Raw genomic sequence first — 21609 nt, 5'->3', positions numbered from 1 at the left:
CTCACAACCGGTAACATCGATCGCTAACGAAGGGGCCGACGGCTCGGGGGAGCGCGATCGTGACTGACCACTGGCGAGCGGTGCACATCGACGACGACCGGCCCGTGGCCGAGGTCCCCGATCAGCGCGTCGTGCATATCGGCCGGCGCCGGGGCCGCTCCTCCGCGCAGCCCGCCCGGACCCCCGGCGATCCGGACGGCTCGGACGAGGCGGGGGCATCCGGCGATCCGGGTGCGGCGCATCCGTACGCGAGCGTGCCGACGCAGGTCGGCGGATCGCGGATCGAGGCCCGGCGCGGGTTCCTGCGCCGGGCCGTGGGCTATCTGGCGGCCGACGCCGGCGTCCGCCAGTTCGTCGACCTGGGATCGCGCCTGCCCGCGGGCGCGGGGATCGGCCGGGCGGCGCGCGAGTACGCCCCCGGTTCCCGGGTCGTCTACGTCGACGCCGAGTCTTCGGCGGCCCTGCGGGGCGGCCGCGCCGGCGACGCCGACACGTCGGCGGCCGTGCTCCCCGTAGAGCGTATGGACCCCGACACGCTGATCGACCGGATCGCCGGCTGCGGCCTGGTCGACGTCGCAGAGCCGCTGGGGGTGCTGCTCACCGACACCACGGCGCTGCGCCGCGACGGAGTCCTCATCCAGGACCTGGTCCGCGCCCTGCACCCGCGGCTGGGCCCCGGCGGGCACATCGCCGTCGCCCAGCCGGTGCCCGACGCGCGCGACCCGCACTGCCGGGAGTTCGCCGCCGCGGCGTTCGACCCCTTCACCCTCATCGAGCCCGGGCTCGCCGACATAGCCTGGTGGCCCTACCCCGACGAGGAGGTGAGCGGGGAGCCCACCGGCGTGCTCGCGGGGCTGGGCCGGCGCGGCTGAGCCGGCGCGCAGCGGGGGCGGCACGGATCCCAGGAGGCATCGGTCAAGAGCGGCCCCCGGCATCACCGCCGTAGACGTGTCGGCGCCAGGTGCGGTCCGGCGCCATCAGCCAGTGCGGAACGAATGCGGCAGGGAACGGAGCGTCGGTCTCGAACACCGCTTCGCCGAATACCTGTGCGGTTTCGCGGTACTGGCCGTCCTTCAGGCGGAGTTCGAGTACGCCGGGATCGTCGGCGTCGGGGCTGACGATCCAGTAGGACTCGATGCCGAATTTCGCGTACTCCACGCGTTTGGTGTGGTGATCGCGGAACACGCTGCTCGGCGAGACGATCTCGACGGCGAGAACCGGCGGCCGTGTCAGGTACGGCGCCTCGTAGTCCTCGTAGCGAATGACTGCCAGGTCGGGAATGCGGTGGTGTGTACGGTCCGCATCGAAGTTGATGCCCGGGCCGGAAAGGACGATGTAGTCCTCGGGGGCCTGGCCGGTAAGTACGTGACTCAGCCTCGTGTCGATCAGCGAATGCGGCGACGTCGGAGAAGGCGACACGTCAAGCCGCCCGTCGACCAGCTCGTAGCGGCTGCCGTCCTCCGGCATGCGCTCCAGGTCCTCCACCGTCAGGGGGCGCGGATGCGGATCCGTTTCGCCGATGCTCATGACGACCATCATGCCTCCTCGCGTTCATGGGGACCAGTATTCGGATCCGTGTCCGGTTACGGATGAGTACGGGAAATTCCGCCGATGCGGATGATCCCGAATACGGCGATCGGCCCGGAGAATCCGCTCGGCGGGCTGGAGTTTCCTACACCACCTGCAGCGGGTCCATGCGGATCTGTGCGTGGTGCTCGTCCTTGCGGGCGCTGCGGGCCGCGGCCGCGGCCTTGAGGGCGGCGGCCAAGGCGAGGGTGTCGGTGCGCGGCACGCGCAGCAGGGCGCGCTCGGTGGCCGTGTCGCCGGAGTCGCCGCCGGCGCCGCCCACCGGAACCGGCCCCAGGAGTTCGGCGGACCCGGGCTGTTCGACCCGGTCCAGCAGTTCGCGCACGTGCGCGGGGGCGCCGGTGACCGCGGCCATCGTCACCGCGGGCGGGAATCCCAGTTCCCGCCGCTCGGCCAGCTCCCGCTCGGCGAAGCCGGCGGGATCCCAGCGCACCAGCGCCTGGGTGGCCGCCAGCTGGGCGTCGGCGACCACCACCACCCGGCCGTCCTCGGCCGCCGGGCGCACCAGCGCCGCGGCGTTGCACCAGCGCCGCAGCGCCTCCTCGGAGGCGCGCAGGTCCGCGCGGCCCAGCAGGGCCCAGCCGTCCAGCAGCACCGCAGCCGCATAGCCGCCCTTGGCCGCGGGTTCGGCGCCGGGTGTGGCCACCACCAGCGCGGGGCCCTCGCCGACCTCGGTCAGTACGTCCTCGCGCCCGGAGGTGCGCACGGTCAGGGCGGGAAACGCACGACCCATCTCTTCGGCGGTCCGCCGGGCGCCCACCACCGTGGCGCGCAGGCGGGTGCCGCCGCACGCACCGCAGCTCCACTCGCCCGTGATCCGGCCGCACCAGCGGCAGTAGGGCATCGCATGGGCCCCGCGCACGGCCAGCGGGCCCCGGCAGGAGCCGCACCGCGCCGGGGTGCGGCACGACGCGCAGGCAAGGGAGGCCAGATAGCCCCGCCGGGGCACCTGGATCAGCACCGGACCGCTGTGGGCGGCCTCGCGGGCGACGCGCAGCGCGAGGCTGGGGATCCGCGCGGAGCGGGCCGCCTCGTCGCGCGCCATCTCGCTGTCGTCGCCCGAGGCCTGCACCCGCGGAGCCCGCTCGCGCACCGCGGCGCGGTCGGCCGCGAGCGGGTGCGCCCAGCCGGACTCGGCGAGCTGCGCGGCCTCGCTCGTGCGGGTGAAGCCGCCGATCAGCGCCGCCGCCCCCGCCCGGTGCGCGCGCATGGCCAGAACCGTGCGCGCGTGCGGGTAGGGCGCGTGCGGATCGGCGTGGACGTCGTCGCCGTCGTCCCACAGGACGACCAGACCCACGTCGGGAACCGGAGCGAACGCGGCGGCGCGGGTGCCCACGACGACGCGGGTGCGGCCGCGCAGCACCGACAACCACCGGCGGTAGCGCTCGGCCGGGCCCAGACCGGCCGTCAGCGCGACGTGGCGGCCCTCGCCCAGGCGCCGGGCCAGGGCCGCGTCGACGGCCTCGACGTCGCGGCCGTCGGGGACGACCACGACCGCGCCCCGCCCCGCCGCGCGGGCGGTGGCGGCGGCCACGGCGATCGCGTCGGCCCAGTCGGGGCCGGGAAGCGCGTTCCACACCGCGCGCGGGGCCTGGCCCGAGTGCAGCGCGGCGAGGAAGGAGCGGCCTGCGGGGTAGTCCGCCCAGGGGCCCGGTCCGGGGACGGGAGGGGCGGCTCCGGCACCGGCCGGGGCAGGCGCCGGGGCCGCGCCGTCCGCGGGCTCCTGCCCTGCGGCCTCCCCGGCGCCGCCCGCGTCCCCGCCCGCATCCGGGCCGCCCTCCTTCTCCACGCGGGCGTGCCGCGGCGGTACCGCCAACCGGAGTACGTCGCTGAGGGTGCCCGCGTAGCGGTCGGCCACCGCGCGGGCGAGCCCGCCGATCTCGGGGGTGAGGACCGGCTCGGGCGAGACCACCTGGTGCAGGTAGGCCAACCTGCCCTGGAACTCGGACGCGGCGCACCGCTCGATCAGGAAGCCGGAGAGCAGTTGCCCGTTGAAGCGCACGCGCACCCGGCAGCCCGGCACCGCGTCGGCGTCCATGCTCGCGGGAACCCGGTAGTCGAACAGCCGGTCGAGATGGGGGAGCGGGGTGTCGACCGCGACGCGGGCGATCGGGTCGCGCTCGGCGGGGCGCCGGGGTTGGGGCCGCTTGGCCTTCGCGGCGGCCGCGGTGCCCCCGGGAGCCCGTTTCGCGGGCCGACCGGTGTCCTCCGTACCCGCCTCGCCCGCGTCGGCCGGCCCGGATCCCGCGCCGGAGGGCGACACGTCGAACAGGGCCCCGTCGTCGGGGTCGGGCAGCGGAGTCATCGGACAACAGGTCTACCAGAGCCCGGCGACACCCCTGCGGTGCTGCGCCGGACCCGCCGGGATCGGCGCGCCACGCCCGCGGCCGCGGGCAGGCTGGTAGACAAGGTGGCACGCGGCAGGTGGAAGACAACCAGGTGAGGAAGAGCGGTCGGATGAAACTGGTCTTCGCGGGAACCCCCGACGCGGCGGTGCCCTCGCTCAAGGCGCTGCTGGAGTCCCGCCACGAGGTGGCGGCGGTCGTGACCCGGCCCGACGCCCGCGCCGGGCGGGGGCGTCGCCTCGCGCCGAGCCCGGTCGCCCGGGTGGCCGAGGACGCGGGTGCCGAGGTGCTCAAACCGGAGAAGGCGAGCGACCCCGAGTTCCTCGACCGGCTGCGGGCGATCGCGCCCGACTGCTGCCCCGTGGTGGCCTACGGCGCGCTACTGCGCCAGGACGCGCTCGACATCCCGCGGCACGGCTGGGTGAACCTGCACTTCTCGCTGCTGCCGCAGTGGCGGGGCGCGGCGCCGGTCCAGCACGCGGTGCTGCACGGCGACGACCTCACCGGTGCGGCGACCTTCCGCATCGAGCCCGACCTGGACTCCGGTCCGGTGTTCGGCACCGTGGTCGAACCCGTCGGCCCGCGCGACACCGGCGGCGATCTGCTCGCCCGGCTGGCCGAGTCGGGAGCGGGCCTGCTGCTGCGGACGCTGGACGGAATCGAGGCCGGTGAGCTGGAGCCGCGCCCCCAAGGAGCGGACGCCGCCTCCTTCGCGCCCAAACTCGTCCCCGCCGACGCCGAGGTCGACTTCACCGCTCCGGCCATGCACGTCGACCGGCTGATCCGCGCCTGCACACCCGCCCCCGGCGCGTGGTCGACCTTCCGCGGCGAGCGCCTGAAGTTCGGCCCCGTCCGCCCGGTCACCGACGCCGACGCCCTGCCGCCCGGCCGCCTCGGCGTCGCCAAGGACCGCGTGTTCGCCGGTACCGCTACCCACCCGGTGGAACTGGGCGAAGTCCAGCCCCAGGGCAAGCGCAGCATGGCGGCCGTCGATTGGGCACGCGGCGTGCGCCCCACCGACGAGGACGTGCTGGGCGCCACGTGACCCGCAGCTGATCCGACCCGCCCGCGCACCGGACGCCCGGCGCAGAGGAGTACGCCCGCCGCCGGGTACGCACAGTGAGTATCCTCGGAGTCCGGCCCGTTCCCGCTTCCTGCGCCAGACCGGCGATTGCGCCGTCGTGTCCGGGGGCGCAGCGCGCGGGCCGGTCCCAGACCCCTCCGGCGAGGCTGAAGGCAGATCCCTGTGAGTGACCGCTCCCGTCCGTCCTCCCGCGCGCCCCGCAAGAACGGGGAGAAAAGCGGCAGGAACACGCCGCCCGCGCCCAAGGACCCCGCGCGCCGGGCCGCCTATGACGTACTGCGGGCGGTGCAGGACCGCGACGCCTACGCCAACCTTCTCCTGCCGTCGCTGCTGCGGGAGCGCTCCGTCCACGGGCGCGACGCCGCGCTGGCGACCGAACTCACCTACGGTGCGCTGCGCCGCCAGGGCACCTACGACGCGATCCTCGACGCCTGCATCGACCGCTCCCTGGAGTCGGTCGACAGCGAGGTGCTGCCCGTCCTGCGGCTGGGCGCCCACCAGTTGCTGGCTACGGCGATCCCGCCGCACGCCGCCGTCAGCGCCACGGTCGACCTGGCCCGGCGGGTGGTCGGCCACCACCGCGGGCGGTTCGCCAACGCCGTGCTGCGCAAGGTCGGCCGCCGCAGCCTGGACGAGTGGACCGCGGTCGTGGCCCCCGACCGCGCCGCCGATCCCGCCGGCCACCTCAGCGTGGTCCACAGCCACCCGCGCTGGATCGTCGACGCTTTCGCGGCGGCCCTGGGCGAGGCCCCCGCGCACGGCGGAGCCCCGGAGCCTGAAGCGGCGGCCGGCGCCGCCGGAGCCGACCCCGGCGCGCCCCTCGCCGAGACCGAGCGGCTGCTGGCCGCCGACAACGAGCGGCCGCGGGTCACGCTGGTCGCCAAGCCCGGGCGCGCCGCCGTCGACGACCTCCTCGCCGGCGGCGCCACTGCGGCCCGGTTCTCGCCCTACGCCGCCTACCTGCCCGAAGGCGATCCGGCGCTGCTGCGCGAAGTGCGCCAGCGCCGCGCCGCCGTCCAGGACGAAGCGAGCCAACTCGTCGCGCTGGCGCTGACCCGTGTCGGTGTCGACGGCCCCGACGCCCGCTGGCTCGACGCATGCGCGGGACCCGGCGGCAAGGCCGCTCTGCTGGCCGGCCTCGCCGGCGCGCGCGACGCCCGCCTGCTGGCGGCCGAAGCCCAGCCCGCACGCGCCGGGCTCGTCGCCGGTGCGGTGGAGCGCTCGCCGCGGGACGCGGCCCGCACCGTCGTCGCCGACGCCACCCGCCCACCCTGGGGCGCGGGCGTGTTCGACCGGGTGGTCGTCGACGCTCCCTGCACCGGTCTCGGCGCGCTCCGGCGCCGGCCGGAGGCGCGCTGGCGGCGCACCCCCGAGACCGCGGAGGCGCTGGCGCCGCTCCAGCGCGACCTGTTGCGCAGCGCGCTGGATTCGACCCGCGCCGGCGGTGTGGCCGCCTACGTGACCTGCTCGCCGCACCCGGACGAGACACGCGGTGTCGTCGAGGCGGTCCTGGCCGAACGCGGCGACGCCGAGGTGCTGCGCGCCGCCGACTACCTCGACGGCGTGCCCGACGTCGCGGCGGGCCCTTCCGGCGAATACGTGCAGTTCTGGCCGCACCGCCACGGCACCGACGCGATGTTCCTGGCGCTGGTGCGCAAACGCTGACTCCCGTTCCGGGGACCGCCGGGGACCGCCGCGGCCCCGGCACCCCCGCCCCGCAGGGCGGAGCGGTGCCGTGCCGGGCTCCGGCCCGCTAATAGAATCGGCGGCGTGGCCATCCAAATCTCACCCAGCATCCTCTCCGCCGACTTCGCTCGCCTGGCCGACGAAGCCGCTGCGGTCTCCGGCGCGGCCGACTGGCTGCACGTCGACGTGATGGACAACCACTTCGTGCCCAACCTGACCCTGGGCCTGCCGGTTGTGGAATCGCTGCTCAGGTCGGTGCCCGTGCCGATGGACTGCCACCTGATGATCGAGGACCCCGACCGGTGGGCGCCCGCCTACGCCGAAGCCGGGGCCGGCAGCGTCACCGTGCACGCCGAGGCGGCCCGCTCCCCGGTGCGCACCCTGCGCGAGATCCGCGGGCAGGGCGCGCGGGCCGGGCTGGCGCTGAACCCCGCCACCGCGCTGGACTCCTACGCCGACCTGCTTCCCGAGGTCGACATGCTGCTGATGATGACCGTCGAGCCCGGATTCGGCGGTCAGCGGTTCCTCGACCTCGTGCTGCCGAAGATCCGCCGCGCTCGCGAACTGGCCGGGGCCCGCGGCGGGTCGGTCTGGCTCCAAGTGGACGGCGGCATCACCGAAGAGACGGTGGAGCGCGCCGCCGAAGCCGGAGCCGACGTCTTCGTCGCCGGTTCGGCGGTGTACACGGCGGACGACCCCGCGGCGGCGGTGCGGGCGCTGCGCACGCAGGCCGAGAAGGCCGCGGGGTGACCGTCCCGCGGTCGCCCGCGCGGCGGCCGCGGAGCTGCGGCGCCGGCCGCGCCGCAGGCACCCTCCCGGGTGTCGGGCGGGCGGACCTCGGGATCCGCCCGGAGGCACGGGATCCGCACCCGGCCCGAATCGTCTCCGGGGAGGCGGGCGGCCTCGGGTTGGGATCGGGCCGGTCGGGCGTCTACGATCACCCCTAACCGAGGTCTGGAATTCGGTGTCGGAACGCACCGGTAAGGCGCGCTCCAGGCTCTGGATCCGGGCGAGGTGTGCATGGACGCGGTGTGGGACGTCGAGATCGGCGTCGTGGAGTGGCTCCAGAGCCTGGGCGGGTGGATCGCGCCCGGGATGGAGGCGATCGGCTTCCTGGGCTCCCAGGCGGTGCTGCCGGTTCTGGTCACGCTCGTCTTCTGGAGCCTGCACGCGGGGATCGGCGCACGCTTGTTCGTGCTCGCCGCCGGCGCCGGCGTGGTCACCGACCTGCTCAGAACCGTCCTGCACGCCCCGCGGCCCTCGTGGTACCACCACTCCGCGCGCCCGCTCGTCGCCCCGGCGACCTTCGGCGGCCCGTCCGCCCACTCCGTCACCTCCCTGGTGCTGTGGGGCTACGCCGCGCTGCGGTTCCGCCGGCGGCAGGTGTGGGGCGCCTGCGCGGCGATCGTCGTCGCGGTGGGTGTTTCGCGCCTCTACCTCGGCGCGCACTTCGTCACCGACCTGGTGGCCGGCTGGCTCGTCGCCGCCGCGCTGCTGTGGGCGGCCCTGCGGTATGAGGACGCGGTGCTGGTGCGCTGGCGCCGCTTGGGCCTGCCGGCGCAGGCGGGCCTGGCGCTGGCCGCCTCCGCGCTTCCGGTGCTGCTCGCCGCCGGCCTCCAAGCACTCCTGCACTCCGGCTGGAACCCGCCCGAGGAGTGGACCGGGTCGGTGCCGCCCGGTGTGCAAGGCGCGTCGCTGGCGCATGCGGCCGGTGTCGCCGGCGGCCTGTTCGGCGGTGTGGCCGGTCTCTCCGCGCTGGCCGCGCGCGGCTGGTACAGCGCCGCGGGCCCGGTGGTGTCCCGCGCGGCGCGCTATGTGATCGGAATCTCGGGGATCTTCCTGATCCTCGCCGCAGCGGACGTGGCCGTTCCCCAGGCCGCCGGCGCCGCGGGCGCGGTGCGCGAGTACGCGGTCTTCGCGCTGCTGGGCGCCTGGTCGGCGCTGGGCGCGCCCGAGCTGTTCGTGCGGATGGGGCTGGCCGACCGGCCCGCCGCGCAGGGCCGCACCGGCGACGGCCGCTCCGCGGGCGCGCCGTCGGAGGGCCCCTCTGCCGCCCGGGAATGAGCGGGCGTGGCACACTGTTAGACAGAAACGTTGACACAACGCGTGCTCCGGGGTCGGTGAAAGTCCGAACCGGCGGTGACAGTCCGCGACCCGACCGATGCCATCGGCCGGTTGAACCGGTGGAATTCCGGTGCCGACGGTGAGAGTCCGGATGGGAGGCAGTACGCGTGGGATCGATCGGACCGCGGGCCCCGCGCCCGCGTACCCGGTTCTCCCCGGGCGGAGCTGACCGCCTGAAGACCATCCCCGGAGCCTTGATCCGGGTAAGGGGATGGATGGGACGTGTTCACCGGAATCGTCGAGGAACTCGGTGAAGTCACCGGGATCGAGCAGGCGGGCGACTTCGCGGGCGACGCCGCGCGGCTGACCGTGCGGGGCCCGGTCGTCACCGCCGACGCGGACCGCGGCGACTCCGTCGCCGTCAACGGGGTCTGCCTGACCGTCACCGCCGTCTCCGGCGACAGCTTCGACGCCGATGTGATGAAGGAGACGCTGGACCGTTCCGGTCTCGGCGCACTCACCGTCGGATCGCCGGTCAATCTGGAGCGTGCCGCGAAGGTCTCCGACCGCTTGGGCGGCCACATCGTGCAGGGACACGTCGACGCCAAAGCCGAGGTCGTCGAGCGCGTCAGCGGATCCCGCTGGGAAACGGTGCGGTTCTCGCTGCCGGCCGACCTGGCGCGCTACGTCGTGGAGAAGGGGTCCATCACCGTCGACGGCGTCAGCCTCACGGTCGCCTCGGTGAGCGCCGACAGTTTCACCGTCGGCCTCGTCCCCACCACGCTCGACCTCACCACGCTGGGCGCCAAGGGCATCGGGGCGCCCGTGAACCTGGAGGCCGACGTCATCGCCAAGTACGTCGAGCGCCTGGTGACCCACGCACAGGCGGGTGCCTGATGCGCGGGCCGGCCGGCGCCGGGCCCGCGCAGGGCGCGGCGCCCCCTCCGCCCGATCCCGCAGCCGCCACCCGCTCCGCAGGCAACGGTCGAGGAGTTCCCGCAGCGATGACCGGAATCACCACAGAGCAGCCCGTATCCGCACCGGACCCCGCAGCCGCGCCCGGCGCCGGCGCTTCGCCGCTGGACGACGTCGCCGGAGCCGTCGCCGACATCGCCGCCGGGCGCCCGGTGATCGTCGTCGACGACGAGGACCGCGAGAACGAAGGCGACCTCGTCTTCGCGGCCGAGGCCGCCACCCCCGAGCTGCTGGCGTTCACCGTCCGCCACACCTCGGGGCTGGTCTGCGTGCCCATGCTCGGCGAGGACTTGGACCGGCTCGGCCTCCCGATGATGACGGCCGAAAACCAGGACGGCCTGGGCACGGCCTACACCGTCACCGTGGACGCGCGTACCGGCGTCACCACCGGCATCTCCGCCGCCGACCGGGCCCGCACCATCGGCCTGCTGGCCGGCGACCGCACCGTGCCCGGCGACCTCGCGCGGCCCGGCCACGTCCTGCCGCTGCGCTACCGGCCGGGCGGCGTGCTCACCCGCCGCGGCCACACCGAGGCCTCGGTGGACCTGGCCCGGATGGCGGGGATGCGGCCCGCCGCCGTCATCGCCGAGGTCGTCGAGGACGACGGCACCATGGCCCGACTGCCGCGGCTGCGCGCGTTCGCCGACGAGCACGGTCTGCGCGTGGTCTCCATCGACCAGCTCGTGCACCGCGTCGAGGCGGTCGGGACGTCCGGCGCCGCGCCCGCGCCCGCGCCCGCCGCCGGCCGGCCCGCGCCGGTCGAACGCGTGGTCGAGACCCGCATCCCCAACAGCCACGGCCAATGGCGGGCCGTGGGCTACCGCGCCGCCGACGGTGCCGAGCACGTCGCCCTCGTCCTCGGGGACCCCGCCCAAGCCCCGCACCCGCTGGTGCGCCTGCACTCGGAGTGCCTGACCGGCGACGCCTTCGGCTCCCACCGCTGCGACTGCGGCGCCCAACTGGAGGCCGCCATGGCCGCCGTCGCCGCCGAAGGACACGGTGTCATCGTCTACCTGCGCGGCCACGAGGGCCGCGGAATCGGGCTGCTGCACAAGCTGCAGGCCTACCGGCTGCAGGACTCCGGCGCCGACACCGTCGACGCGAACCTGGAACTGGGCCTGCCCGCCGACGCCCGCGACTTCAGCGCCGGTGCGGCCATCCTCGCCGACCTGGGAACCTCTGCGGTGCGGCTGCTCAGCAACAACCCGAAAAAGACCGACGGCCTCAGCGAGCACGGCATCGCCGTCACCGAGCGCATCCCCATGCCCAGCGCCGTCACCACCGACAACCTGCACTACCTGCAGACCAAGCGCGACCGGATGGGCCACGACCTGCCGGGCATCGTCGCCGTCACCTGAACGGCCGCCCCGAAGCGCCGGGCGGGCCGCGCCCCGCTCCCGGCGCGGCCCCCGGACCCGCCGCACCGCCGCAGCAGGAAGGAACCCGAACCCGATGAGCGGAACAGGACGTCCCGACGACCACCCCGTCGACGCCGCCGGTATGCGCGTGGGCGTCGTCGCCACCCGCTGGAACGCCGACGTCGTCGACCCCATGCTGGCGCGCGCCCGCGAGGCCCTGGCGCACTGGGGCGCCGAGGAGCCCGACGTCGTGCACGTGGCCGGGGCGATCGAGCTCGCCGTCGTCGCCCAGCAGTTCGCCCGCACCCACGACGCCGTCGTGGCACTGGGCGCGGTGATCCGCGGCGGCACACCGCACTTCGACTACGTCTGCCAGTCGCTGACCCAGGGCCTGACCGAGGTGGCGCTGGCGGAATCCACCCCCGTCGCCAACGGCGTACTCACCTGTGATACCCAAGAGCAGGCCCGCGACCGCGCCGGTCTGCCCGGCAGCCGCGAGGACAAGGGCTGGGAGGCCGCCACCGCGGCCGCCGACACCGCAGCCGTCCTGCGCGACCTGCGCGCCGCCGACCGGCGGGTTCGGGCGTAGCGGCCGCGCGGCGGGCGCCGCACCGCGGCCCGGGCCGGAACCGACGACGTGACGCGAGGAGACGCAGACACCGTGGACGACGACGCGCCGCACCGGCAGCCGCCCCCGCTGCCGGTGACCTGGCGGCCGCGCAACATCCGCATCGTCGGCTACACGCTGGCCGTGCTCGTCGTGGTGACGATGGCGGCGCTGGCCGCCGTGCTGCCGCCCGACTGGCGGCTCTCGGACCGGCTGGGCCTGGTCGCCATCGGGGCCGTCGGCGCCGCCGTGCTGCACCTGCTGGCCCGACCGCGCCTGCAGGCCACCGAAACCCGCGTGACCGTGGTCAACAGCGTCCGCACCTATGTGCTGGAGTGGCCCGAGATCATCGACGCCCGCATGCCGGTGGGCGAGCCCTGGCCCACCGTCGACCTCGCCGACGGCTCCACCCTGGCGGTCATGGGTGTCCAGAGCAGTGACGGCGAGCGCGCCCGCAGGGCCCTGGACGACTTCCGGCTGCTCCTGCGCACCCGCGGTGAAGCCGAAGAACCCGGCTCCGGGCGGTGACGCGCGGTCGGCGCGGAAACCTGCCGCTTCCGCACGAAGCCGACCGCGCGTGAAACGGGTGAGCAGTGCGCCCGGAACGGTGCTCTGTCGGGGCGGGCCCCGAACCCCGCCGCCTACGGCGCGCTGCTGGGCCGCATCGCCCTGGAACCGGCCCCGCCGGCGGGCCGACACGCGCATACCGCCCGTGTGCGCACCCCCACGACGCGGCGCGCCGCGTCTCGCCGGTTCTTGTCCGCGCCGATCGTGCCGCCGTAGCCTCCGAGCGTCTAACCTGGGCCGTAAGAGGAGGGGAGGCCCGGACGATGGCCGACGCACCGCCCGCCGCCGAGTCGATCACCGGCCCCGACGAGTTCGCCCGCCGGCTGGACGAGCACGACTACCTGGCCGACGACGGCGCGGCCACCGCCTGCTTCCTGGCCGCGCGCATGGCGCGTCCGCTGTTCCTCGAAGGCGACGCCGGCGTCGGCAAGACCGAACTGGCCAAGGCTCTGGCCGCCGCACTCGGAGCGCCCCTGATCCGGCTGCAGTGCTACGAAGGCATCGACGCCGCCCAAGCCCTGTACGACTGGGACTACCCGCGCCAGCTGCTGCACCTGCGCGCCGCCCAGGCCGCCGGCGCCGGAACCGACGCCGAACGGCTCGAATCGGGCCTGTACGACCGCCGCTTCCTGCTGGCGCGGCCCCTGCTGCGCGCCCTGGAAGCCGGCGCCGCCGGCCCCTGCGTGCTGCTCGTCGACGAGATCGACCGCGCCGACGACGAGTTCGAAGCGTTCCTGCTGGAGTTCCTCTCCGACTTCGCCATCTCCATCCCCGAGCTGGGTACCGTGCGTACCGACACCCCTCCGGTGACCGTGCTGACCTCCAACCGCACCCGCGAGGTCCACGACGCGCTCAAGCGCCGCTGCCTTTACCACTGGATGCCCAACCCCGGCTTCGACCGCGAGGTCGCCATCATCCGCCGTCGGCTGCCCGACGCAGCCGACCGGCTCGTCCACCAGGTCGCCGCCGCCGGCCAGCGGCTGCGCGACCCCGCCGACGACGGACTGGACCTGGTCAAACCGCCCGGTGTGGCCGAGACCATCGACTGGACCGCGGCCCTGATAGCCCTGGGCGCCCGCCAGCTCGATCCCGACTCCGCGGCCCGCAGCCTCGGCGCGCTGATCAAGCACCGCGAGGACCACGACGCCGTCCGGGCCCGGCTGCGAACCCTGCTCGACGGCCACGACCGGGCGCCGGCGGGGTGAACACCGTGGAGCCGGCCGGCCGCGACACCACCGAAACCCTGATGGGGTTCGTCCGCACGCTGCGCGCGGCCGGCGTCGGCGCCGACACCGGCCGCGCGACCGCGTTCCTGCGCGCCGTCGACACCCTCGACGTCACCCGGCCCGGCCCCGTCTACTGGGCCGGCCGGCTCACCCTGTGCTCCGGCGGAGCCGACCTCACCCGCTACGACGCCTGCTTCGTCCACTACTTCGGCACGCGTCCCGCGCCGGCCCGTACCACCAGCCCCCTGTCCGCCACCGTCCCGGCCATGTGGAACCCGCCGGAGGCGGCCGACGGAGACGACGCCGACACCGCCGGGCTGCTCGCCGCCGGCGGAACCGAGGTGCTGCGCTCGGCCGACATCGCTTCGCTCACCCGTGAGGAACGCGCCGAAGTGGCCCGCCTGGTCTCGCGCATCAGTGCCGACCGCCCCCGGCGCCGCACGCGCCGCCTCGAACCCGCCGCGCACGGGCGGCTGGACTACCGCCGCACGCTGCGGGCCGCGCTGCGCACCGGCGGCGAGCCCGTGCGGCTGCCGCGGCGCCACCGCTCCACCCGGGCGCGCCGTGTCGTGCTGCTCGTCGACATCAGCGGCTCCATGTCGCCCTACGCCGACGCGCTGCTGCGCCTGGCCCACGTCGTCGTCCGGGGCCACCCCCTCCACACCGAAGCCTTCAGCGTGGGCACCCGCCTCACCCGCCTCACCCCGCAGATGCGGGTGCGCGACCCCGGCGCCGCACTCGCGGCCGTGGCCGAGGCCATCCCCGACTGGAGCGGCGGCACCCGGTTGGGCGGCGAACTCAAGGAGTTCCTGGACCTGTACGGCCGCCGCGGCGCCGCCCGCGGCGCCCTGGCGATCATCGCCTCCGACGGCTGGGAGCGCGGCGACGCCTCCCAGCTGGGTACCCAGATGGCCCGGCTCTCCCGGCTCGCCCACCGCGTGGTGTGGGTCAACCCGCACAAGGCCCAGCCCGGTTACGCGCCGCTCACCGCGGGGATGCGGGCCGCCTGGCCGCACATCGACGCGTTCGTGTCCGGTCACAGCCTGGACGCGCTGGAGCAGCTCGCCACCGCCGTGATCGGCGGTCGGCACGAGGGAGGAGGGCACCGTGCGTGATATCCGCGCCGCCGTCGCCGACATGTACGCCTCCGGCGACACGTTCGCCCTGGCCACCGTCATCGACACCTACAGCAGCGCGCCCCGCGAATCCGGCGCGGCGATGGCCGTCGGCCCCTCCGGCGAGGTGGCCGGCAGCGTCTCCGGGGGCTGCGTCGAAGGCGCCGTCTACGAGCTCGCCCAGCAGGTGATCGCCACCGGCGAGCCCGAGCGCGCCACCTACGGCGTCAGCGACGACGACGCCTTCGCCGCCGGCCTGACCTGCGGCGGAACCCTGCACGTGCTGGTCGAGCCCGTCGACCCGGCGCGCCACCCGCACCTGGGCGCGGTCGTCGCCGACATCGAGGCGCACCGCCCGGTCGCCGTGGCCACCGTCGCCGGAGGGCCCGGCCGGCTGGGCGCCCGGCGGGTGATCCGGCCCGGCGGCGCCGAGGGCGATCTGGGCGGGCGCCGCCTGGAGGCCGCGGTCGACGACGACGCCCGCGGCATGCTGGCCCAGGGCAGCACCGGCGTCCTGAGGTACGGCGCCGACGGCCAGCGGCGCGGCGACGAGCTGGATGTGTTCGTCCAGTCGTTCGCCCCGGCTCCGCGCATGCTCGTGTTCGGAGCCATCGACTTCGCGGCCGCGGTCGCCGACATCGGCGCCTCCCTGGGATACCGGGTCACCGTGTGCGACGCCCGACCGGTCTTCGCCACCGCCAAGCGCTTCCCGCGCGCCGACGAGGTGGTCGTGAAGTGGCCCCACGTCTACCTCGGCGAGATCGAAGCCCGCATCGATGAGCGCACGGCCGTGTGCGTGCTGACGCACGACCCCAAGTTCGACGTGCCCGTACTGGAGGCCGCACTGCGGACCCCGGCCGGCTACATCGGGGCGATGGGAAGCCGGCGCACGCACGAGGACCGCTTGGCCCGGCTGCGCGAGGCGGGGGTCGGGGAGGATCAGCTCGCGCGGGTGCACTCGCCCATCGGGCTCGACCTGGGAGCGCGCACCCCCGAGGAGACCGCGGTGTCCATCGCCGCCGAACTCATCCAGACCCGGTGGGGCGGTAGCGGGCGCCCGCTGTCCACCACCTCCGGGCGCATCCACACCGAGCCGATCGCCGCCGCGGGGGCGGGCGGGCCGTCCCCGGTTCCGGAGGCGCGCGCGGTGACGGGCCGTCCCTCCGCCGGCGGCCCGGCCGACCGGCCTCCGGCGGACGGTGCAGTGACCGGGTCCGGCCCCCGCGACACGCCCGACCCGCCGGTGAACGGGGCGGCCGGAACCGGTCATCTCGGCGTGTAACCCCGGTCGCCGACCCGCCCGGATTCCCCGCAGCGGCGGGCGCCCGGGTCCGGGGCGCGGGGAAGGGCCCGCGAACGCCGGACGCCGCCCGCGCCCGGCGTGGCATCATCGCCGCATGACGACACGCGAGCGGGGCGAGGACGGCGCGCGCACGGCGCCGATCGCCGGACTGCTGCTGGCCGCGGGGGAGGGGCGCCGCTTGGGCCGCCCCAAGGCGCTGGTGGAAGTCGCCGGGGAACGGCTCGTCGACCGGGGCGCGCGCACGCTGCACGACGGCGGCTGCGCCCCCGTATACGTGATCACGGGGGCGGCGCGGGCCGACGCCGAGCATGCGGCCGCCGTACACAACCCCGGGTGGCAGAGCGGGCTGGGTTCGTCGCTGCGGGTGGGCCTGGACGCCCTGCCCGAGGACGTCGACGCCGTCGTCATCGGGCTGGTCGACCAGCCGCTGGTGACGGCCGCCGCCGTGCGGCGGCTGATCGCGGCCCATGACGACGGTGCGCGTGCGGCCGTGGCCACCTACGCCGGAAACCTGCGCAACCCGGTACTGCTGGGCCGTGAGCACTGGCCCAGCGTCCACGCCCTCGCCGAGGGCGACGTGGGAGCGCGCCCGTTCCTGCGCGCCTACTCCCACCTGGTCACCAACGTCCCCTGCGACGACGTGGCCAGCCCCGACGACATCGACACCCCCGAGGACCTGGAACGGCTCGAGTCGTGCCTGGCCGGGCGGGGGACCGCTCCGCCCCGCCCGACCTGACGGGCGGAGCGGCCCGCCCCGCCCGCGAGCGGCGGATCAGGGCCGGGACAGGCGCATGACGCCGAAGCGCGACCGCGTCTCCTCGCCCGGCTCCAGGACGGTCACGTCGGTGCCGGAATTGAACGCGTCCGGCGGGCAGGTCATCGGTTCCACCGCGAGCCCGCGGCGGTTCAGCCCGCCGGGCAGGCCCTCGGCGCTGAACACCTGCAGCCAGCCGCAGGAGGAGTCGGCCCACACGCCCGTCGACGTGCCGCCCGACGTGAGCACCGTCCAGGCCAGGCCGTCGGCGTCGCGCTTCAGGTCCGTGAACGCGGTGTCGAAGGCCGCGGCCCCGATGGGCCGGGGCGTGCGGAAGTCGTGCTCGGTGCCCTCCACGGGCTCCGGGGCGCCCGCGGGCAGCAGCCGCTCGTCCACGGGCAGCCGGCGGGAGGCGGGCAGCTCCAGCACCGCGTCCTCCATGGTGTCCACGGACAGGAACGGGTGGGACCCCATGCCGTACGGCGCGGGGGAGTCGCCGGTGTTGCGGGCCGCGACGGTCACCGACAGCCCGCCGGCGGCGTCCAGTTCGTAGTCGGCCGCCAGCTCCAGGCTGTAGGGATAGCCCGCGGCGCCGTCCAGCAGACAGGTCAGCCGGGCCCGGTCGGACGCGATCTCCACCGGGAGCCACGGCCTGCTGTAGGCCAGTCCGTGCAGCGCCGTACCGCGTCGGGGCTCGGTGACCTCCAGTTGGTGCTCGACGCCTTTGAAGGTGTACCGGCCGTCGCGGATCCGGTTGGGCCAAGGGGCCAGCAGAAGACCGTGGGAGGCCGGAGGCGGCTCGTCCGGCGGGCACCGCCAGATCAGCTCCTCGCCACCGAAGGAGAGCCGGCACATCGCCGCGCCTCGGCGGCCGATGTCCGCCCGGTAGTCTCCTGCCGCCAACTCGATCGCATCGCCCACCAGAATGCCGCCCTTTCCGTTCCGCTACGGGTCCCGGGCGATGATAGTGGCCGCCGAAGATCCGTCGGGAGCGGCCCACCGCTCACGCGTCCCGGGCGGCGTCCCGCCGCGTCAACCGGCGAGGTTGTACAACGGGATCAGCACGCCCGCGGCCACCATCAGCAGGCCGGTGGAGAGCACCACCAGCAGCATCAGCGCCGAGGCCGCCGCCGCGAGCCGGTACGCCGTCAGCCGCGTGCGTGCGCGGCGGCGGCCGGACGCCGTCCGCCCCAGCACCACCAGCAGCACCGCCAGCACCACGGGCAGCCACCACCGGTCCTCCGACTGCGCCGGCAGCAGTCCCACCGCCGCGTCCGCGGCGCCCGCCACCGCCGAAACCGCGGCGCTGCCGGCGACGTCCACGAAACCGGTGTAAGCCTCGGCGAACGGACCGGACCGGTCCGGATAGAAGCCGTCGGCGCGCAGCAGCCGCCCCAGCCCGTCGAGGAGTCCCGCCGCCGCGGCCGGGTAGGCGAACCTGCGGCAGCGGCCGGCCCCCTCCGCCCGTTCCAGTTGGCGCATGCTCCGTTCGACGCTCTTGCGCTCCCGGGCCTCGCGGCGGCGCGCCTTGCGCTGCTCCGCCTCGGTCGGCGGGCGGCCGTAGGGCGCTCCGCCCGGGCCGTAGGGCGGCGCCGCGCCCCACGGCGCCCCCGTGTCGGACTCCCCGGGCGGAGTGCGGGGGTCCTGGGCGCGCGCACGCACCCGCCGCCAGCGCTCGCCCGCGGCGCCGGTGAACGCCGCTCGGCGGTCGCGCCGCCGCGCACGGCCCTCCGCCCGCTCCCGGTCGCGCTCGGCGGCGCCGAGCCGCGCCGCCACCGGCAGCAGCAGCGAGGCGGCCACCAGCGCCGCGAGCTCGTCGACCTGTCCGGCCCGGCGGCGCAGCCCCACGTCGCGCTGGTGGCGCCACCAGTCCACGTGCGGGGCCGGACTGCGGCGGCGCGGATGCCACGACTGCGCGCGCAGCCGTCGGCGCTCGCGCCCGGCCGCCTCGGGGTCCAGGACCAGCTCGGCGGCCAGGGCCCACGCGGAGTCCCAGGCGAACCGCGGGAGGTCGGCGGCGCCGGCGGCCACCGCCGGGCCCGACGCCAGCCCCTGCACGGTGGCCTCGACCCGGCGCATGATCAGCGGCACCTCGTGCTGGACGTGCTCCAGGGGTGCGCAGCGGCCGGAGCCCTCGGCGCGGCATCCGGGGTGAGCGCACCAGTGCCGTGCAGCGAGGTCCAGCGCACCCAGCTCCAGGGCCTCGCGGAGCACGGCGTGCCTGCTGGATCCGCCGCGGGCCAGCGCGAGCACGCCGTCGGCGCCGACCTCCAGTCCGCGGAAGCGCGGCGGCATGCCCGGCACGAACCGCGCCGCCAGCGCGCTGATGGCCAGGTGCACGCGTTCGGGGCGGGCGTCGAGGTCGGTGAGGTAGGAGCGGTCGAACGTGTAGTCGCCGACCTCGCGGTCCAGCCAGGTGCGCACCGTCGGCCAGTGCGTGCGCAGCCACACCTCGCCCCGGTCCCACCGGTCCAGCAGGTCGAAGGCGAGGCTGGGCGGGTCGTCGTGGGAGGCGTCGGCGAAGCGGATGGGCGCGTGCGCGCGGGGCCGCACCAGGCTCGGGCGCTCGCCGGACAGCCACTGGCGGACCTCGGCATGGCCCCAGCGCGCCGACGGGGCGGGGGTGAGCAGCCCGCGCACCAGCAGCCGCCACGATTCGTCGGCGACGGCGGAAACGTCGACCTCGCTCCTGCGCGCGGTCAGCCAGCTCTCGCCGCCCTCGGGGCGGCGCCCGGTGAGCAGCTCGTGCACCATGACGCCCAGCGACCACCACGCCGCCGGCGCCTCCCGGCGGCCCTCGACCACCTCGGGGGCCGCGTACGCCTCGGTGACGGCCAGGCCGCCGTAGACCCGGCTCATCGTCGCCCGCACCGCGCCGCCGAAGTCGGTCAGCGCGAACACCGGAGGGTCGGCGGAGCGGATCAGCAGGTTCTCGGGCTTGACGTCGGTGTGGTTGTGCTGCAGGTGCTCCTGCCAGTGGTGCAGGCAGTCGGTGAGTGCGGACACCACGGCGCGCGCCGTGGTGTCGTCGACCGGCGCCCGGTCGATGACCGACCGCAGCGAGCCCGCGGGGAAGTACTCCTGGGCTTCCCAGGCCACCTCCTCGTCCCAGGAGCTGCGGGCGCGGCCGTAGCCGTGGACGGCCGGGGTGTGGGGATCGCCGCGGTCGCGGGCGCGCAGCCGGTCGAGCAGCTCGCGGTTGATGTCGTGGCCGGGACGGTAGACCTTCAGCGCTACGCGGTCCCGGTCCTCGTGCGGCCCGGGATCTGCGGACTCCGCCGGGCGCCGGCGGTGGCGCGCGCGTCCGGCGCCGGCGGGCTCGGCGAGGTAGACGACGGCTTCGCCGCCGGCGCCGATGCGCTTCAGCACGGTGTAGCTGCGGCGCAGTTCGGTCGGCACCGCGTAGTCGATGTCGCCGGCGGGTCCGACCACCACGCGCGCCAGCAGCCGCGGGAACCAGCCCAGCAGCAGGGTCGCCGTGCGCCGCCACCGGGACGGTGCCGGCGGGCCGGAGGGAGCCGGGGCGCCGGCACCGGCGCGGCGCGTCAGCGCGCGGGTGCGCGCGGCGGCCGGGCCGGGGCCGGGATCGTCCCGGCGCGGGCCGGGGCCGGGGTGCAGGACGCGGGTGATCCACCGGGTGCGGGCGCGGTCGGCGCCGAGCCGGGTGGTCGCGTCGTCGGACCCGATGCTCCGGGTGGGCGAGTCGGGGTCTGCGGACTCGGGATCGGCCATCGTGGTAGCGGCGCTCTCGGGGATCTCGCTGGTGCCGCGGACACGACTGCGGAGACGCCGCCGCGCCGGGCCTGATGCTTCCAGACTAGGCGAGCGCGAACCGTCCGGTGCGGCCGAGGAACGGGTCTCCCGGCGGTGGCCGGGGAATCCGGGGAATGTGGTTTCGGATCTCAGCGGTCGCCGGCGTCCGCGCCGTCGGGTGGCAGCCCCAGGCGGTCGCAGGCCTCGCGGTACATGCGCACCACCTCGCGGCGCACCTGGGAGCGTTCGGTGAGGTCGTGCGACCAGGGGATGCGTACCGCCGTCTCCGCGCCGCCGACGAGCGCCGCGTAGTCGCCGCCCCCGCTGTCGACACCGGTCATCCGCGCCGCGGAGGCGTCGGGTACCCCGCCCAGGGCGCGGCATATCACCAGGGTCTCGTAGGCGTGGTCGTCGTTCATGTGGGCGGTGATCGCCGAGACCGCCTCGGCGGTGAACGGTGGCTCGGGCACGGCCCTCCTCCGGGTGCTGTGCGGCCGCGCGTCCGTCGCGCGGGGCCGCCGGCCGGCGGCCGGCGGCCCCGCCACGATATCCGGGCCGTCGGCGTTCACTCCTGGAGGGTGAACTCGGCGTCGACGTCGACCTTGATCCGGTCGCTCACCACGACGCCGCCGCCGTCCATGGGCATCTCGATGTCGACACCGAAGTCGCTGCGGCTGATCTCGGTTTCGGCGTGGAAGCCGGCGCGGAGCAGCCCGTAGGGGTCGCGCGTGACGCCGTTGAACTCCAGGCGCAGCTCGACCGGTCGCGTCGTGCCCTTCACCGTGAGGTCGCCCGCCAGCAGGAGGTCCTCGCCGGAGGTCCGGATGCCGGTGGATTCGAAGATCCACTGCGGATGGGAGGCGGTCTCGAAGAAGTCGGCGGAGCGCATGTGGTTGTCGCGCTGCTCGTTGTCGGTGTTGATGGAGTCGGCGTCGAGGGTGGCGCGCACCGACGACTGCATCGGATCCTCGGGCACGGTCAGCTCGGCGTCGAAACGCTCGAAGCGCCCGCGCACCCGGCTGACCATCATGTGGCGCACCGAGAACGCGACGATCGAGTGCGCGGTGTCGATTCGCCAGGTTCCCGGCTGAAGCTGCTGGTCGGACATGGTCTCCCCCTGCTTGCGGCGATGGTGACACTCGCCGCACAGTGTAGTCGTACACGCACGGTGAGCAGGGGTGCGGA

General features: G+C 75.5%; 19 protein-coding genes and 1 riboswitch. Of the genes, 13 read left to right on the top strand and 6 right to left on the bottom strand.

What is annotated here, in order from left to right; genetic code table 11:
* Positions 1-59 precede the first annotated feature (59 nt).
* Positions 60-872, top strand: a complete 813-nt coding sequence (locus tag HNR25_RS02655) for an SAM-dependent methyltransferase (protein ID WP_312862313.1) — start codon at positions 60-62, stop codon at positions 870-872.
* A gap of 43 nt (positions 873-915) precedes the next feature.
* Here the strand turns inward: HNR25_RS02655 and HNR25_RS02650 are convergent, their stop codons facing one another.
* On the bottom strand, positions 916-1536 hold the full coding sequence (locus HNR25_RS02650) for a Uma2 family endonuclease (protein WP_184638725.1): 621 nt from the start codon (positions 1534-1536) through the stop codon (positions 916-918).
* Positions 1537-1672: 136 nt separating this feature from the next.
* Entirely contained in the window at positions 1673-3892 is a 2220-nt protein-coding gene (locus tag HNR25_RS02645) for a primosomal protein N' (RefSeq protein WP_184633160.1), read from the bottom strand.
* A gap of 152 nt (positions 3893-4044) precedes the next feature.
* Here HNR25_RS02645 and fmt point away from each other — a divergent pair, with 152 nt between their 5' ends.
* From fmt to HNR25_RS02585, 12 genes are all read left to right on the top strand, one after another.
* On the top strand, positions 4045-4977 hold the full coding sequence (fmt, locus tag HNR25_RS02640) for a methionyl-tRNA formyltransferase (protein WP_184633159.1): 933 nt from the start codon (positions 4045-4047) through the stop codon (positions 4975-4977).
* Positions 4978-5178: 201 nt separating this feature from the next.
* On the top strand, positions 5179-6681 hold the full coding sequence (locus tag HNR25_RS02635) for an RsmB/NOP family class I SAM-dependent RNA methyltransferase (protein ID WP_184633158.1): 1503 nt from the start codon (positions 5179-5181) through the stop codon (positions 6679-6681).
* A 105-nt stretch (positions 6682-6786) separates the two neighbouring features.
* Positions 6787-7452 (top strand): ribulose-phosphate 3-epimerase, encoded by a 666-nt coding sequence (gene rpe / locus HNR25_RS02630; protein ID WP_184633157.1) that lies wholly within the window; start codon positions 6787-6789, stop codon positions 7450-7452.
* A 270-nt stretch (positions 7453-7722) separates the two neighbouring features.
* A complete protein-coding gene (locus tag HNR25_RS02625) occupies positions 7723-8766 on the top strand; it encodes a phosphatase PAP2 family protein (protein WP_184633156.1) in 1044 nt (347 codons plus the stop codon).
* Positions 8767-8804: 38 nt separating this feature from the next.
* Positions 8805-8935, top strand: a riboswitch (FMN riboswitch).
* Between the two features lie 113 nt (positions 8936-9048).
* Complete coding sequence (locus HNR25_RS02620) at positions 9049-9663, top strand: riboflavin synthase (protein ID WP_184633155.1); 615 nt, start codon at positions 9049-9051, stop codon at positions 9661-9663.
* A 107-nt stretch (positions 9664-9770) separates the two neighbouring features.
* Positions 9771-11099: a bifunctional 3,4-dihydroxy-2-butanone-4-phosphate synthase/GTP cyclohydrolase II gene (locus tag HNR25_RS02615; RefSeq protein WP_221457415.1), complete on the top strand. Its 1329-nt coding sequence runs from the start codon at positions 9771-9773 to the stop codon at positions 11097-11099.
* 94 nt (positions 11100-11193) lie between these two features.
* The gene (ribH, locus tag HNR25_RS02610; RefSeq protein ID WP_184633153.1) at positions 11194-11688 is read left to right on the top strand and encodes a 6,7-dimethyl-8-ribityllumazine synthase; all 495 of its coding nucleotides are present in this window, start codon (positions 11194-11196) and stop codon (positions 11686-11688) included.
* A gap of 72 nt (positions 11689-11760) precedes the next feature.
* On the top strand, positions 11761-12234 hold the full coding sequence (locus HNR25_RS02605; RefSeq protein ID WP_312862312.1) for a PH domain-containing protein: 474 nt from the start codon (positions 11761-11763) through the stop codon (positions 12232-12234).
* Between the two features lie 302 nt (positions 12235-12536).
* Positions 12537-13478, top strand: a complete 942-nt coding sequence (locus tag HNR25_RS02600; protein WP_184633152.1) for an AAA family ATPase — start codon at positions 12537-12539, stop codon at positions 13476-13478.
* A gap of 5 nt (positions 13479-13483) precedes the next feature.
* Positions 13484-14614, top strand: a complete 1131-nt coding sequence (locus tag HNR25_RS02595) for a vWA domain-containing protein (RefSeq protein ID WP_312862311.1) — start codon at positions 13484-13486, stop codon at positions 14612-14614.
* A complete protein-coding gene (locus HNR25_RS02590; RefSeq protein ID WP_184633151.1) occupies positions 14607-15896 on the top strand; it encodes an XdhC family protein in 1290 nt (429 codons plus the stop codon). The genes HNR25_RS02595 and HNR25_RS02590 overlap by 8 nt, the downstream gene beginning before the upstream one ends.
* 115 nt (positions 15897-16011) lie before the next feature.
* Positions 16012-16653: a nucleotidyltransferase family protein gene (locus HNR25_RS02585; protein WP_184633150.1), complete on the top strand. Its 642-nt coding sequence runs from the start codon at positions 16012-16014 to the stop codon at positions 16651-16653.
* A gap of 36 nt (positions 16654-16689) precedes the next feature.
* On the opposite strand, the gene HNR25_RS02580 is transcribed toward HNR25_RS02585, so the two are convergent.
* The 4 genes from HNR25_RS02580 to HNR25_RS02565 form a co-directional block, all read right to left on the bottom strand.
* Positions 16690-17592, bottom strand: a complete 903-nt coding sequence (locus HNR25_RS02580; protein ID WP_184633149.1) for an aldose 1-epimerase family protein — start codon at positions 17590-17592, stop codon at positions 16690-16692.
* Between the two features lie 111 nt (positions 17593-17703).
* Positions 17704-20403: a protein kinase domain-containing protein gene (locus HNR25_RS02575; RefSeq protein ID WP_184633148.1), complete on the bottom strand. Its 2700-nt coding sequence runs from the start codon at positions 20401-20403 to the stop codon at positions 17704-17706.
* 170 nt (positions 20404-20573) lie between these two features.
* Positions 20574-20894, bottom strand: coding sequence for a DUF2470 domain-containing protein (locus tag HNR25_RS02570; protein ID WP_312862310.1), 321 nt, complete (start codon positions 20892-20894; stop codon positions 20574-20576).
* Between the two features lie 95 nt (positions 20895-20989).
* Positions 20990-21532, bottom strand: a complete 543-nt coding sequence (locus tag HNR25_RS02565; protein WP_184633147.1) for a YceI family protein — start codon at positions 21530-21532, stop codon at positions 20990-20992.
* Positions 21533-21609 lie beyond the last annotated feature (77 nt).

The organism is Streptomonospora salina (genome assembly GCF_014204715.1).
Taxonomy (GTDB): Bacteria; Actinomycetota; Actinomycetes; order Streptosporangiales; family Streptosporangiaceae; genus Streptomonospora; species Streptomonospora salina.
This window is presented reverse-complemented; position numbering and strand designations above follow the sequence as displayed.